The 13,756-nt window shown below is 71.0% G+C and carries 12 protein-coding genes; 6 read left to right on the top strand and 6 right to left on the bottom strand.

Annotated features, from left to right (window positions below; all coding sequences use genetic code 11):
* The first annotated feature begins 131 nt into the window (after positions 1-131).
* Complete coding sequence (locus ABD841_RS14130; RefSeq protein ID WP_344971418.1) at positions 132-1,109, top strand: LacI family DNA-binding transcriptional regulator; 978 nt, start codon at positions 132-134, stop codon at positions 1,107-1,109.
* Positions 1,110-1,347: 238 nt separating this feature from the next.
* Here ABD841_RS14130 and ABD841_RS14125 read toward each other — a convergent pair whose 3' ends face one another.
* Positions 1,348-1,995 (bottom strand): DNA alkylation repair protein, encoded by a 648-nt coding sequence (locus ABD841_RS14125; RefSeq protein WP_344971458.1) that lies wholly within the window; start codon positions 1,993-1,995, stop codon positions 1,348-1,350.
* 274 nt (positions 1,996-2,269) lie between these two features.
* Between ABD841_RS14125 and ABD841_RS14120 the strand changes: the two genes are divergently transcribed.
* Entirely contained in the window at positions 2,270-2,677 is a 408-nt protein-coding gene (locus ABD841_RS14120; RefSeq protein ID WP_344971416.1) for a type II toxin-antitoxin system VapC family toxin, read from the top strand.
* A gap of 131 nt (positions 2,678-2,808) precedes the next feature.
* Here the strand turns inward: ABD841_RS14120 and ABD841_RS14115 are convergent, their stop codons facing one another.
* Positions 2,809-3,555 (bottom strand): SDR family NAD(P)-dependent oxidoreductase, encoded by a 747-nt coding sequence (locus tag ABD841_RS14115; protein ID WP_344971456.1) that lies wholly within the window; start codon positions 3,553-3,555, stop codon positions 2,809-2,811.
* 230 nt (positions 3,556-3,785) lie between these two features.
* Between ABD841_RS14115 and ABD841_RS14110 the strand changes: the two genes are divergently transcribed.
* Complete coding sequence (locus ABD841_RS14110; protein ID WP_344971414.1) at positions 3,786-4,343, top strand: TetR/AcrR family transcriptional regulator; 558 nt, start codon at positions 3,786-3,788, stop codon at positions 4,341-4,343.
* A 210-nt stretch (positions 4,344-4,553) separates the two neighbouring features.
* On the opposite strand, the gene ABD841_RS14105 is transcribed toward ABD841_RS14110, so the two are convergent.
* Positions 4,554-5,768, bottom strand: coding sequence for an acyl-CoA dehydrogenase family protein (locus tag ABD841_RS14105; RefSeq protein WP_344971412.1), 1,215 nt, complete (start codon positions 5,766-5,768; stop codon positions 4,554-4,556).
* Positions 5,769-6,089: 321 nt separating this feature from the next.
* Positions 6,090-7,040: a glucosyl-3-phosphoglycerate synthase gene (locus tag ABD841_RS14100; protein ID WP_344971410.1), complete on the bottom strand. Its 951-nt coding sequence runs from the start codon at positions 7,038-7,040 to the stop codon at positions 6,090-6,092.
* 132 nt (positions 7,041-7,172) lie between these two features.
* On the opposite strand from ABD841_RS14100, the gene ABD841_RS14095 reads away from it, so the two are divergent.
* Positions 7,173-9,188 carry a CHAT domain-containing protein gene (locus ABD841_RS14095; RefSeq protein ID WP_344971408.1) on the top strand — a complete coding sequence of 672 codons (2,016 nt, stop codon included), beginning with the start codon at positions 7,173-7,175 and terminating at the stop codon, positions 9,186-9,188.
* 248 nt (positions 9,189-9,436) lie between these two features.
* Here the strand turns inward: ABD841_RS14095 and ABD841_RS14090 are convergent, their stop codons facing one another.
* Positions 9,437-10,906 carry a helix-turn-helix domain-containing protein gene (locus tag ABD841_RS14090; RefSeq protein ID WP_344971406.1) on the bottom strand — a complete coding sequence of 490 codons (1,470 nt, stop codon included), beginning with the start codon at positions 10,904-10,906 and terminating at the stop codon, positions 9,437-9,439.
* Positions 10,907-11,146: 240 nt separating this feature from the next.
* On the opposite strand from ABD841_RS14090, the gene aceA reads away from it, so the two are divergent.
* Complete coding sequence (aceA, locus tag ABD841_RS14085) at positions 11,147-12,439, top strand: isocitrate lyase (protein WP_344971405.1); 1,293 nt, start codon at positions 11,147-11,149, stop codon at positions 12,437-12,439.
* A 308-nt stretch (positions 12,440-12,747) separates the two neighbouring features.
* On the opposite strand, the gene mihF is transcribed toward aceA, so the two are convergent.
* Positions 12,748-13,056, bottom strand: a complete 309-nt coding sequence (mihF, locus tag ABD841_RS14080) for an integration host factor, actinobacterial type (RefSeq protein WP_344971404.1) — start codon at positions 13,054-13,056, stop codon at positions 12,748-12,750.
* Positions 13,057-13,234: 178 nt separating this feature from the next.
* Between mihF and ABD841_RS14075 the strand changes: the two genes are divergently transcribed.
* On the top strand, positions 13,235-13,408 hold the full coding sequence (locus tag ABD841_RS14075) for a hypothetical protein (RefSeq protein ID WP_344971402.1): 174 nt from the start codon (positions 13,235-13,237) through the stop codon (positions 13,406-13,408).
* Positions 13,409-13,756 lie beyond the last annotated feature (348 nt).

The raw sequence follows: 13,756 nt of genomic DNA, 5'->3' as shown, positions 1-13,756 counted from the left end.
AGTCAGGGCTGGATGAACTTGCAGTTCATCACTTAAGCGCATTAGTAACCTACAGCGGCATCCCGTTCAGACTTCAAGACATCTACCCGTAACGACTACGCAACATCGGCACTCCCCTACGATCGGCTGTTATGACGTCCCCAGCAAAGCGGAGCACCATCGCCGACGTCGCCCGAGCGGCCAGCGTGTCCAGCGCGACAGTGAGCTTCGTGCTCAATGACACCCCGGGGCAGTCGATCCCCGAGGAGACCCGGCGCCGCGTCCTGGAGGCAGTCAGGCAGCTCGACTACCGGCCGCGGGGATCGGCCCGGTCGCTGGCCGCCGGGCGCAGCGACGTCATCCTGCTCTCCATCCCGCACCTGTCGATCGGCCCCAGCATCGGCCGCTTCGTCGAGCAGTTCGCCGCCTCGCTGGCCGACGCGGGCCTGACCCTCGTCACACACCTCGCAGGAGCCCCGGGGCAGGCCCTTCCCGATGTGTGCGCCGCCGTCGACGCCTCGGTGGTCGCCAGCCTGGAACCGATCGACGACGACACCGCACGCACTCTCCGCCGGGCGGGCGCCACCATCGTCTTCACCACCGAAGTGGAGGCCCACCCCACCATGCGGCAGATGGGTCACCTCCAAGCCGAGCACCTCATCGGCCTGGGCCACCGGCGCATCGGTTACGCCATGCCCGAGCACAAGCTGCTCCGCAAGATCGCCGACGACCGGTTCCTCGGGGTCGCCGACGCCTGCGCACAAGCCGGCATCGACCCACCGGTGGCGCTCGACACCAAATTCGACACAGCCGTCATGGCACGCGCCGCGCGGCGATGGCGGCGAGAATCCGTGACAGCCGTGTGCGCCTACAACGACGAGGTCGCGATCTCCCTCCTGGCGGGCATGCGCCGCGCCAAGCTCACCGCCCCCGAGGACCTGGCGATCGTGGGCGCCGACGACATCCCCCTCGCCCAGGTGGCCGATCCACCGCTCAGCACGATCGCCTTCGACCTGGAGAAGATGGGCCGCTCCCTCGCGGAAGCGGTTGTGGCAAGCCTGTCAGGCGGTAGGCCACGCGTGTCACCTCCCGCGTTCCAGCCGCACGTCATCCATCGCGCGTCGACGTGAAGGGAAGGCGTACCGGCCTCGAGAACCCGAGAATCAGGCAAGCGGTACGAACAGAGGGAGCACTGCGGAACCGTTCGCTGCAGGTGCCGCGGGACGCGTCACCCCACTACCGTCACGCCTCCGTCACGACAGCAGAGATCCGGCAGGCAGCCGTCCATCAAACCCGGACGGGTTCACTTCACATCCTTCGTCGCCATCGCCGCCGCCCTTGTCCGCCGCCGCCGGCTCACCGAACGAGTCACGTCTTGTCGTGCTGTCGGCGCACCATCTCGGTGATCCAGACGGGCGCGAACGGAGACGTGCAGCCCGGGGAAGTCGGGTAGTCCTTGAGCACCTCCAGGCGCTCACCGATGTCGATGGCACGGGCGCGGTGCTCGGCGTGCTCGATGCCGATCTGAGCCAGGCAGTGGTTCATCGCCCACTGCAGGCGATCCTGGGCGTCTTTCATCTCCGCCTCGATGACGTCGAGCAGTCCCGCGAGGTCAAGTCCCGCGGGCTTCTTGGCCACGCGTTCGGCGGTCAGCGCCCAGCCGGCGCTCGCGACCACCGGATCCGGATCGGCGGACCAGGTCGGGCGCAGCTCTTCGGCGTGCGGGTTCTTCTTCACCACGTAGTTCACGAGCCAGTCGTGCACCTTGGGGATGCGCGCCTCGCGCACCATGACGTCCAGCTCGTCACGCTCGAACGCCTTCGGGCGGCAGATCAGGATCGCCAGCAGTCTCGCCGCGGTGTCACCCGTCTCCCAGAGCCGGCACGCGAGGTCCTGCTGCGTCTTCAACCGCTTCGCGAGCGCGCGCAGCTTGCCGAGGTTCACACCGTGATCGTCGCCGTGTCTCTCGTTCACCTCGCGTGTCTTCGGGTCCTCGAGCGCGGCCAGTTCGGCCATCACCTCAGCCACCGTCGTCTCGGTCGGCGTCGTCTCGGCCACCTCAACCTCCTGTCCATCACGTGCGAGATTCAGGCTACGACGGAAGTGAACCGGTCGGGCTTTCGTGGATGCCGTGACTTCTCCGCTCCCCGAAGGGAGCGGAGAAGTCACGGTGAGCACATCCGCCAGACGCAGCAGGTTCGCGCGCCCGGTGCCGGGCAGCGGTGGCCGCCCCACCCGGCGGCCGGCCGGAATACCGTCGCCTTCCGCGGTTCTGTGCGAAGGTGCTCGCATGACACGATTCGTCATCGACGCTCCAGTGGCCATCCGGCTCGCGACCGACGGTCCGGCGATTCCGGCGGGCCACGCGCTGCTCGCACCGACGTTGCTGCGATCGCAGGCACTCGCGCTCGTGTACGGCTCCGTCCGCCGAGGCGACACCGACGAGCGAACGGCGAGGAAGATCCTTGACGGCATCCGTTCGCTGGGCATTCGGCTGCTCGGGGACCGAGTGCTCCAATCCGTCGCCTGGGAGGTCGCCCGCACGCTCGGCTGGCCGGACACGTACCGGGCGGAATACATCGCGCTGACCCGGCTGCAGGCGGACGCGCTGGTGACGTTCGACGACGAGCTTGCCGAGGCGGCGAGCACACTGGTCACGACCGCGCCCCTGACCGAGATGCTCCAGGCGTCGCATTAACGATCTTGAAGCGTGATGTCGCCGGGCCGACAGATGGCGTTTGTGGCGGTACGCCTGGTTTATGAGGTATCCGCACGGCGGAGGGCGCCAGGCGGGGGCCGACGGTGAATCCGGCCCCCGCCCGCGCCTTTTCAGGCCGCCGACCAGCCGCCGTCCACCGGCACGATCGCGCCATTGACGAACGAGGCGGCGTCCGAGGCGAGGAAGAGCGCGGCGTCGGCCATCTGCTCCGGCTGGGCCAGGCGCTCCCCGAGGGCGAGCACCGGGCCGAGGCGCGCGGCGCCAACGGGGTCGAAGGCGGCACCGTTGGCGATGTTCGTCATGGTGGGGCCGGGCAGGATGGCGTTGCAGCGGATGCCGTCCCTGGCGTACGCCCAGGCGACGCTCTTGGTCAGGCCGACGACGCCGTGCTTGGAGGCGGTGTACGCGGCCCCGGCGGCCCCGCCGCGGATGCCGGCCTCCGAGGCGGTGTTGACGATCACGCCGCCGCCCTGGCGCAGCATGTGCGGCAGCACCGCGTGCGTGACCAGGAACGTCCCGGTGAGGTTGACCCGCAGCACGCGCTCCCACTGCTGGAGGGGGATGTCGGCGGGCAGGGCCATGGTGTCCATGATCCCGGCGTTGTTGCACAGCACGTCGATTCGCCCGTACGCGCCGATCACCGCTTCCGCCAGCGCCGCCACCGACGCCTCGTCGCCGATGTCGGCGGCCACGGCCAGGGCCCGGTCCCCGATGGCCGAGGCGGTCTCCCGGGCGCTGTCCTCGTTGACATCGCAGGCCACGACGCGGGCGCCGGCTTCGGCGAAGGCGACGGCCATCGCCTTGCCGATTCCGGAGCCCGCACCTGTGATGAGGGCGACGCGGCCGTCGAAGGTCATGGTCAAGGGTTGATCCTTTCGGTCGGACCGGCCGCCCCGCCGAGCTGCGGAGAGACGCCAGGGGGCGGTGACGGGTGGATGCGGGGGGACGCCGGGGCGGTGAGGGCGTCACGAGCCGCCTGACATGCCCCGAACCGACGGCGGCAGGAGCGGCATCGCGGCCCGTCACGCGGCGGCGAAGCCCTTCCACACCAACCGGACTATACCGTCCGGTTTGTACCATAGCCATTGTGACTGCCGCGCGTCGACCCAACAGAGGACCGGCGGCCGCGACGGAGAACCGGGCGGCCCTGATCGCCGCGGCCCGCCAGGCGTTCGCCACCGCCGGATACGGTGCCTCACTCACCGAGGTCGCGCGGGCGGCCGGGGTCGGGCAGGGCAGCCTCTACCGGCACTTCCCCGACCGCGCCAGCCTCGCGCTGGCCGTGTTCGAAAGCAGCGTCGCCGAGTTGGAGGCGCTGGCCGCCAAACCCGGCACCACACTCGACGACCTGCTGACCCTGATCACCGAGCAGGTCATCGCCTCGACCACATTCGTCACCATGGTCAGCGTGCCGCCGCATCCCGACCCGCGCATCCTCGCAGTCCGCGACCGCGTGGCGCGACTGCTGGAGGCCCAGCTCGCCGAGGCGCAGCAGGCCGGCCGCATCCGCGCGGACGTGACGACCGGCGACCTGCTCCTGGCCATCGGCATGCTGGCCCTCCTCCTCGCCGAGTTCCCGGCAGCCGAGCGGACCGAGACCGCCGCACGGATATGGACGCTGTTCCGTCACGGCTTCGAGCCCTGAGCACGGTCGTCTCACGCCGCCCGGCGACGCACGTCCGAGCCCAGGAAGGGGGCGGCCTCGATCGCGCGGCCCGCCTTGCCGCCGGGCCGGTCGGGGTAGTCAGGGATCTGCGCCACCGGACGCCGTGGCGGCCGAGGAAGGCCACGACCTCGGGGGTGGTCTGCACGTGGGCTTTCCTGCGCTCGGGCGAGATCGAAGAATCGGATATTTTCAGCGAACGGGCAGGCCGGTGACCGCGCGGCCGATGATCAGGCGCTGGATCTCGCTCGTGCCCTCGAAGATGGTGTAGATCTTGGCATCGCGGTGGAAGCGCTCGACCGGGTGCTCGCGGGTGTAACCGGCACCGCCGAGGATCTGGATGGCCTGGTCGGTGACCCAGACGGCGGTCTCACCGGCCACGAGCTTGGACATGGAGCCCTCGGCCTGGGTGAAGGTGCGGTTGTTGCGGGCCATCCAGGCGGCGCGCCAGGTCATGAGGCGGGCGATGTCGACGCGGGTGGCCATGTCGGCCAGGAGGAAGGCGACGGCCTGGTTCTCGCCGATCCTGCGGCCGAACTGCTCGCGTTCGCGGGCGTAGTCGCGGGCGTACTCGTAGGCGGCGCGGGCGATGCCGACGGCCATGGCGGCGATCGAGGGCCGGGTGATCTCGAAGGTGCGCATGGCGCTCTGCTCACCGGCGCGCTCCCCGGAGCGGACGCGGGCGAGCCTGGCCTCGAGTTTCTCCCTGCCGCCGAGGAGGCAGGAGCCCGGCACACGCACGTCGTCGAGGACGACCTCGGCGGTGTGGGAGGCGCGGATGCCGTGCTTCTTGAACTTCTGCCCCATCGACAGGCCCGGCGTGCCGGGCGGGACGACGAAGGACGCCTGACCGCGGGCGCCCAGGGACGGGTCGACCGAGGCGACGACGATGTGGACGTCGGCGATGCCGCCGTTGGTGGCCCAGGTCTTGACCCCGTTGAGGATCCAGTCGCCCCCGGAGGGGACGGCGCGGGTGCGGATGGCGCCGACGTCGGAGCCTGCCTCCGGCTCCGAGGCGCAGAACGCGCCGAGTTTGACGTCGGAGGGGGTGCCGAACATCTGCGGGAGCCACTCCCCCAGCTGCTCGGGGGTACCGCCGGCGGACAGGGCCGCGGCGGCGAGGCCGGTGCCGGCGATGGACAGGCCGATGCCGGCGTCCCCCCAGAAGAGCTCCTCGAAGGCGACGATCAGGCCGAGGCCGCTGGGCTCGAACCACTGCTGGGCGAAGAAGTCGAGCGAGTAGAGCCCGATCTTGGCGGCCTCCTGGATGACGGGCCAGGGGGTCTCCTCGCGCTCGTCCCACTCGGCACCGGCCGGGCGGACGACCGACCGGGCGAAGTCGCGCACCCAGTCGCGCACCTCGCGCACGTCGTCGCTCAGCTCGGGGCAGAAGCCGGTCTCGCTCATCGTTCGCTCCTCCTGGGACCGAGGTGGGGTTACCAACGGTAACACCCCCACTGTACCGACGGGCGGGGCGTCGCGCGTACCCGCGCAGCGTGGAGGTTCCGGTGTCCGCGCGACCGGGCCGGGAGGCCGCACCACCACGAGGCCGTCGCCTCTCCGGGAGGCCGCGTCCGCCCCTCGGGGTGACCTCCGCGACGGCGGCCTCGGGGGCGGGCGGCGCGGGGCGGGTGACGCGGATCACCCGGCGCGGGCGGATGACGCGGATCACCTGCTGGGGTACAAACCGGGGCATGTCCTCCGGCGGGGGCCGGACCGGCGGAACGGTCAGCCGGCCGGGCGGTAGGCCGGGATGGTGATCATCGGGGGGCGCTCGGCGACGGCGACGTCGCGGACGCTCACCCGGTGCCCGGTGGCGCCCCGGCGGAACTGGGCCAGACGCGGGACCGGTGTGTGCAGGGCCACCATCTTGCCCTGCCGCTCCAGACGCGACCAGACCGCCTGCAGGATCTGGGCGGCCATCGCGCCGAGCGCCTCGGTCGACTGGTGGGAGTGCACACGACGCCCCAGATCGACCTGGGCCAGCGCGTCCAGCCCGGCCAGGTCCAGCAGGTCGATCAACATGGCGATCTCCACCCCGTAGCCGCCCACGAACGGGATCCGCTCCAGCACCGACCGGCGCCCGGCGTACTCCCCGGCCAGCGGCTGGACGAACCCGGCCAGCATCGGCCAGTGCAGGTTGAGCAGGGGACGCGCGACCAGCTCGGTCACCCGGCCGCCGCCACCCGGCATGTCCCGCAACGGCCGGTCGTAGCACCCCTTGACGTAGGCCACGCCGGGATCGGCGAGCAGCGGCCCGAGCAACCCGGTCACGAAGGACGTGCGGAACTCACGCAGGTCGGCGTCGACGAAGACCAGCAGGTCTCCGGAGGTCACGGCGAGCGACTTCCACAGCGCCTCCCCCTTGCCCTCCAGCGGCTTGAGGTCGGGCAGGATCTCGTCCTGGGCGATCACCGTGGCCCCCGCCCGCGCGGCGCGGACAGCGGTCTCGTCGACGGACCGCGAGTCGATGACCACCACCTCGTCGACGAGCGGCACCGCCTCCACGAGATCGCGGCGGATCGCGGCGACGATCTCGCCGACCGTCTCCTCCTCGTCACGCGCGGGGAGCACGACGCTGACGGTCGTCTCCCCCTTGGCCGCCACCAGCTCGGGCAGCGGCCAGTCGTCCGATGATGAGGTGCGCCCGCGCAGCCATGCCTCGACCTCAGGCAGCACAGCCCACCCTTCCCATCACCTCGATGCTTAGGGGTATCACCCTATGTGGCGCCGATTCTCCCTGAGCACCGGCTCCCGTTCACCGCCGCACAGGTGGGAAGATCAGGTCAGACCGGAACGAGGGGGGACGGTATGAACCCGGTAGCCGTGGTGCGGGCGGCACGCACGGTCCGCGACGAGTTGGACGGCCTGATGGGCCACTCCGCGGGAGAACTCCGCGATCGCCTCGACCCCCTGCTGGCCGAGGCGGGCAACCAGCCGGCGGGGCAGCTGGCCGACTCGATCATCATGCTCATCGCCCAGTACGGCCCCGCCTGGGACCGGCTGGCCACGCTGCTCAGCCTGGAACACGGTCTGACCGCCGAGCAGGTGATCCCCATGCTGGCCGAGCCCCGCGCCGGCAAGCGGCCGGGCCCGGGAGGCACCGTGCCCGAGTGGCCCGTGCCGGAGCCCGCCCCGGGGCCCAGGCCGGGATCCGCGCTCTCCGAGTGGCCCGCGGCCGGGCCCGCCGCACCCGGCGGGGCCGCCTCCGACCGGCCGGCGCCCGGCCCCGCCGGGCCCGACATGCCGTCGACCGGGACGATGAGCGCCGACTGGCTCCGCTCCGGCCAGGACGCACCCCCCTACCCGGTGCCCGGCGCACCGCCCGGGACCACGCCGGAGGAGAGCCCCCAGGCCCCGCCCCCGCCATCGGGCCCGCAACCGCCGGGGCCCCAGGTGCCGCAGGACGAGGGTGCCACCGCCATGTCCCGAGCTCCGGACGCCGGACGCGGGCCCTCCATGCTCGACCGGCTCACCGGGGCCTTCCGCAAACGCCGTAAGGAGTCGCCCGCGGCGCCCTCCTGGGACGCCCGCGCCGGCGGGCCGGAGTGGGAGGCGGTTCCGCTGATCGAGGCGCCCGGCGAGGTGGTCGGCGGCTGGGGAGTCGAGATGGCCGTCGGCGTCGGCCCCGGCCAGGGCCGGGAGGGCTCGATCCCCCGTGAGCCGGTGGAACTGGACATCCAGCTCGTCGCCGAGGGCTTCGACACGCCGGCCGGGTGGCGCGTCCGGTTGCGCGCCGACGACACGAACCCGTACCCGCGGGCCGTGGTCAATCTGGTCGCCCTGCCGCAGGAGGAACCCGAGACGGCCCGGCAGATCGAGGCGGTCTACTCCGTACGCGGCCAGGTGACCGGGTACGGGCTGCGCACGATCACGGTGTTCGACTCGCCCGGCCGGCTGGGCGGGGAGGAGGTCCCGGAACCGGTCTCCGGCACCCGGATCCGCCCGGTCTCTCCGGGCGAGCCACCGGACGTCACGGCGGTGATCGTCCACGGCGACCGGCCGGGACGGCTGTGGTGGACGTACCAGTCACCGCACTTCATCACCCCCGACCGGGCGGAGATCTCGGATCTGGGGGAACGGGCCTCGGAGTTCGGGCGGAGGCTGACCGGCGCGGGCGAGCTCTCCGAGGAGCTGGGGCGGCAGGTCGGCGCGCGGGTCCCGCCGGGGTTCTGGGAACTGCTGGACGCGGTGGCCGGGCGGGTGGCCCCACGCCGGCCGAGCGTGCTGATCCTCTCCCAGGAGCCGCACGTCCCCTGGGAGCTGGCCGTGCTGGAACACCCCTACGACCCGTCGCTGCCCCGCTACCTGAACTGCCAGACGGTGATCGGCCGCTGGCCCATCGGCGGTCGGCGTCCCGAGCTGCCGCCGCCCACGCAGGCGCGGGCCGACAACATGGCGGTGGTGTACGGCGAGGCGCAGCCGCATCCGCTGGTGGGAGAGTACGGCGCTACGCAGGTCTCCCCGGCGCTCGGCGACGTGCTGGACCTGCTCGGCCGGGCACCGGACGTGGTCCACTTCACCGCGGGAGGGGCGGCGGCCGAGGCGCTCGGCCCCGACCTGGGCGGCGCCCCGTTCGTCTTCCTGGAGGAGCCGGGCGACGCGCACGCGTTCCTGCTGGCGGGGGCGAGCGGGGTCGTCGCCCCGCTCTGGCCGAACGGCCGCGGCCTGGCCCAGGAGTTCTACCGGCGCTGCTTCGCCGGCGAGCCCCCGGCCGAGGTGCTGCGCTCGATGCGCGGGCAGGCGCGGGGCACCGCGGAGGCCTACCGTTTCTACGGCCACCCGTGGCTGACGCTGCGCCGGACGGCTGCCCCACCGGCGGTGTGACTCCGTCCCGGACGGTGTGACCTCCCCGCCCCGGACCACGTGACCGGGGCGGGCGGCCCGGGTGACCGGGCGGCTCGGGCCTGCCAACCCGGGCCGTGCGACTGCCTTGTGTGACTCCGAGGAGTCATTCGTGAGGCAAGTAAGGTGGGCGCGCGCTTGCCTCAACAGTGTTCAGGGGTCTTCGGGCGTGTCAGTCATGTCAGGCGCACTGCCTCGGCAGGGACGGGGGCGGCAGGTGGGAGGCGGGCTCAGCGGGTGGCGTGGCGCTCCAGGAACGAGTAGACGTCGGCCTCGTCCACCCCCGGGAAGGAGCCGGGCGGCAGCGCGGCGACGACATGGGAGTTGCCCCACGCCGAGGGCCAGGCGTACCCCTCCCAGCGCTGGGCCAGCTCGGCGGGCGGGCGCCGGCAGCAGTCGCCGGTCGGGCAGGCCGACTTGGTGCGGTTGGTGGTCTCGCGCCCGCGGAACCAGCGCGACTCCCGGTACGGCACGCCGAGCGTGATGGCGAAGTCGCGCTCGCGCGACGGGTCGACGTGGGCGACGCAGAAGTAGGTGCCGGTGGGTGAGTCGGAGTACTGGTAGTAGACGGAGAACCGGTCGGGCGAGAGGAAGACCTGACGCCCGGACCACTGCAGGCACATGCGCTGGCCCTCGATCGCGCCCTGCTCGTCGGCGGGGAAGACGATGCCGTCGTTCTCGTACGCCTTGTAGATGATGCCGCCGGCGTCGTTGCGGACGAAGTGGCAGGTCAGGTCGAGGAAATGGGTGGCCAGGTTGGTGAAGCGGTGGGCGGCCATCTCGTAGGAGACGGCGAACACGTCCCGCAGGTCCTCCACGCTGAGCGCCCGGTCCTGCTTGGCCTCGCGCAGGTAGGGGACCGCCGTGGCCTCGGGCACGAGGACGGCGGCGGCGAAGTAGTTGGCCTCGGTGCGCTGGCGCAGGAAGTCGGCGAAGTCCCGGGGCTTGTGGTGGCCGAGGGCGAGATGGCCGAGCGTCTGCAGCAGGATCGTGCGCGGGGTGTGCATGCCGACCTGCTCGTGCTTGACGTAGATGCGCCGGTTGCGGAGGTCGGTGATGGAGCGGACGGTGCGCGGCAGGTCCGGGACCGTCTGCACGGTGTAGCCGAAATGGCTGACCAGCGCCTGGACGGTGCTCTGCGAGAGCGCGCCGGTGCGGTAGCCGACCGCGGTGAGCGCCTCGGCCGCGGCCTTCTCGATCTCCGGGAAGTAGTTGCCCTGCTCGCGCTGCTTGCGGCGGAGTTCGGCGTTGGCGACACGCGCCTCCTCGGGGGTGGCGGTCCCCTTCGCCTGGCGGGCGCGCAGTTCGCCGTAGAGTCCGAGGACGTGTTCCAGCACGTCGTTGGGCACGCGCGCGGAGACCTTCAGCTTGGCCAGGCCGAGCCCGGCGTACAGGGGGTCGCGCTGCGCCTCCTCCAGTGCCATCTCCAGCTGGGCACGGCGACTGGGGGCCTGCCGGCGCAGGAGCTCCTCCACCGGCACGTTGAGCGCGGCGGCCAGCGACTTCAGCAGCGACAGCTTCGGCTCGCGTTTGCCGTTCTCCAGCAGGGAGAGCTGGCTGGGCGCCCGGCTGACACGTTCGCCCAGGTCGGAGAGGGTGAGGCCGCGCTGCTTGCGCAGGTGTCTGAGGCGCTGGCCGAACGCGATGAGATCGAGCTCCTGCGTCAAGGACAGCGGTTCTTCACCGACCAACGATGCCATAACCCGATGCTAGACGAAATTTCTGCGGAAATTTCCCCGCTCCACCGCCTCCTATGACCGGCGTCACCGGAATTGGTCTAGTCCATAGCGAAAACTCTGAAGTTCTTCTCTGTCGAATACCGTCCAGTATTGACATAGAGAGAAGAAACACGATTTTTTCGTCAAAATTGACCTTGTTTGCCCGATTCGTTGGGGCAGACACTCGGAGCAAGGCACCCAGGGGACGAAAAGGAGTGAACAATGAATGATCGCCTCAAGGGAGCCGCAGACGAGCTGCGGCGTGAGTGGGAGACCAACCCTCGCTGGAAGGGCATCGAGCGGACCTACACGGCTGAGGACGTGGTTCGACTGCGAGGTTCCGTCCAGGAGGAGCACACTCTCGCCCGGCTCGGCGCCGAGCGGCTGTGGGGCCTGCTGAACACCGAGGACTACGTGCACGCCCTCGGCGCGCTGACCGGCAACCAGGCGGTGCAGCAGGTCAAGGCGGGACTGAAGGCGATCTACCTGTCCGGCTGGCAGGTGGCCGCCGACGCCAACCTCGGCGGGCAGACCTACCCGGACCAGAGCCTCTACCCGGCCAACTCGGTCCCGGCCGTGGTCCGCCGCATCAACAACGCGCTGCTGCGCGCCGACCAGATCACCTGGTCGGAGGGGGACGAGAACGCTCCGCACTGGCTCGCGCCCATCGTGGCCGACGCCGAGGCCGGCTTCGGTGGCGTGTTGAACGCCTTCGAGCTGATGAAGGGCATGATCGCCGCGGGTGCCGCCGGCGTGCACTGGGAGGACCAGCTCGCCTCCGAGAAGAAGTGCGGCCATCTGGGTGGCAAGGTGCTCATCCCGACCGGCCAGCACATCAAGACCCTCAACGCCGCCCGCCTCGCAGCGGATGTGCTGGACGTGCCGACCCTGGTCATCGCGCGGACCGACGCCCAGGCCGCGACGCTCCTGACCACCGACGTCGACCCCCGCGACCAGGTCTTCACCACCGGTGAGCGCACCGCCGAGGGCTTCTACCGCGTCCGCAACGGCGTGGACGCCTGCGTCGCCCGCGGCCTGTCCTACGCGCCCTACTCCGACCTGCTGTGGATGGAGACCTCCACCCCGGACCTGGACGTGGCCCGCGAGTTCGCCGAGGCCATCAAGGCCGAGTACCCCGACCAGATGCTGGCCTACAACTGCTCGCCCTCCTTCAACTGGAAGAAGCACCTGGACGACTCCACCATCGCCAAGTTCCAGCGCGAGCTCGGTCACATGGGGTACAAGTTCCAGTTCATCACCCTGGCGGGCTTCCACTCGCTGAACTACTCGATGTTCAACCTGGCCAAGGGCTACGCCGAGGACGGCATGACCTCGTACGTGGAGCTCCAGGAGGCCGAGTTCGCCGCCGAGTCGCGCGGCTACACCGCCACCCGCCACCAGCGCGAGGTCGGCACCGGATACTTCGACCTGGTCAGCACGGCCGTCGCGCCGGACTCCTCCACCACGGCCCTGAAGGGGTCGACGGAGGAGGAGCAGTTCGCAGAGGCTCACTGACTCTTCGGACCGGGCTCACCCGGACGGTGTCCAGGGCATGGGACGGTTCCCCGGTGAGCCCGATGACCAGGTCGTCGCACGAGGCCCCGCCACGCGGATTTCCCCCGAATCCACGAGGCGGGGCCTCCCCGTACCCGGGCACGTCCTCCGGGACGGCATGCCGCCCCGCCCCGGCCCGCACGTCGGTCCGGTTCCGACGCGGGGCCCGCGCGGGGTGACGCGATGAGGGCGAGCGCGGTTCCGACGCGGGGCCCGCGCGGGGTGACGCGATGAGGGCGGGCGCGGAGCCGCGGCCGGGTCAGGGATCTTCAGCCGCCCACGGCCTGGATGAGCTTGCGGCGCTGCTGCGCGCCGAGCCCGCCCAGGCGACGCGCCTCGTCGACGTCGGCCTGCGCCATCAGCTGGGCGGCCTTGACGGTCCCGACCCCGGGCAGGGCCCGCAGGGCCTGCGAAACCTTGATGCGCTTGGCCACGTCGTCGTCACGGTCGAGCAGTTGCTCCAGGCTGAGCGCGCCGGCCTTGACCTCGGCGAGAAGCTTGGCGCGGGCCGTCCGGATCTCGGCGGCCTTCGCCAGGGCGGCCTGACGCTGTTCGGGGGTGAGCTTGGGCAATGCCATGTTGGTTTCTCCCTGATGACTAGAATTCCTGCGTTCTGTTACCCACAGCGACGCTGTTAATCATCCTGGACCTGCAGCGAAGCCCGAAAACTGCGGTAAAGCGGTAGACGTTCACCGTGCATCACGATATGCCCGTTTGGTTACCCCGTCCTTACCCGCCTCTCCGTAGCCTCTGCTCATGGGTATCTGGAGAGGCCCCGAGGGCATCGAGGTTGAGGCGATCGTGATGGCCGACCTCCCCTGCCTGCGGATCACCCGCCGCGTCGGCGGGCAGCGTTTCCTGATCGCTTACTGCACGGACGTACGTGAGGTGGGCGAGCACGTCGACCTGGCCGAGTTGGTTCCGGCATAGCGGCGCGAAGAGCACGGCGGTCCCGGCGGCGGTCCCCGCGCCGGGCCGGGGCGAGACCGAGGACGGGGCGGGACCGAGCGGGGACCGGGCGCGAGGCTCCCCGCACAGACGATCAAAGTTCGGTCACGGGACCGGCCTTGTCCGGGATTCGTGTCAACTTCCGGGACCACTGGGGCGTCCGTACACTCGGGAGGCCCGATGGAAGTTCTGTTCGGCCTCATCGACGACGATCTCCTGCTGGAGCTCATCCTCGTCGAGGCCCTGCACACAGAGGCGGAACGGCTGGCCGCCCAGCCCGACCGCTGAAGGAGGTGGGCGCCCGCCGCCCGTCGAAGACGGCGGGCGCCC

This window comes from Streptosporangium fragile (assembly GCF_039534445.1).
In the GTDB taxonomy this organism is placed as follows: Bacteria; Actinomycetota; Actinomycetes; order Streptosporangiales; family Streptosporangiaceae; genus Streptosporangium; species Streptosporangium fragile.
Note: the sequence above shows the minus strand (reverse complement) of the source record. Positions and strands in the feature narration are given on the sequence as shown.

What these genes read in the sequence shown, in the direction of transcription:
- ABD841_RS14130 (WP_344971418.1), top strand. Translation starts at nt 132, where the DNA reads ATGACGTCCCCAGCAAAGCGGAGCACCATCGCCGACGTCGCCCGAGCG.
- ABD841_RS14125 (WP_344971458.1), bottom strand. Translation starts at nt 1,995, where the DNA reads ATGGCCGAACTGGCCGCGCTCGAGGACCCGAAGACACGCGAGGTGAAC.
- ABD841_RS14120 (WP_344971416.1), top strand. Translation starts at nt 2,270, where the DNA reads ATGACACGATTCGTCATCGACGCTCCAGTGGCCATCCGGCTCGCGACC.
- ABD841_RS14115 (WP_344971456.1), bottom strand. Translation starts at nt 3,555, where the DNA reads ATGACCTTCGACGGCCGCGTCGCCCTCATCACAGGTGCGGGCTCCGGA.
- ABD841_RS14105 (WP_344971412.1), bottom strand. Translation starts at nt 5,768, where the DNA reads ATGAGCGAGACCGGCTTCTGCCCCGAGCTGAGCGACGACGTGCGCGAG.
- ABD841_RS14095 (WP_344971408.1), top strand. Translation starts at nt 7,173, where the DNA reads ATGAACCCGGTAGCCGTGGTGCGGGCGGCACGCACGGTCCGCGACGAG.
- ABD841_RS14090 (WP_344971406.1), bottom strand. Translation starts at nt 10,906, where the DNA reads ATGGCATCGTTGGTCGGTGAAGAACCGCTGTCCTTGACGCAGGAGCTC.
- aceA (WP_344971405.1), top strand. Translation starts at nt 11,147, where the DNA reads ATGAATGATCGCCTCAAGGGAGCCGCAGACGAGCTGCGGCGTGAGTGG.
- mihF (WP_344971404.1), bottom strand. Translation starts at nt 13,056, where the DNA reads ATGGCATTGCCCAAGCTCACCCCCGAACAGCGTCAGGCCGCCCTGGCG.
- ABD841_RS14075 (WP_344971402.1), top strand. Translation starts at nt 13,235, where the DNA reads ATGGGTATCTGGAGAGGCCCCGAGGGCATCGAGGTTGAGGCGATCGTG.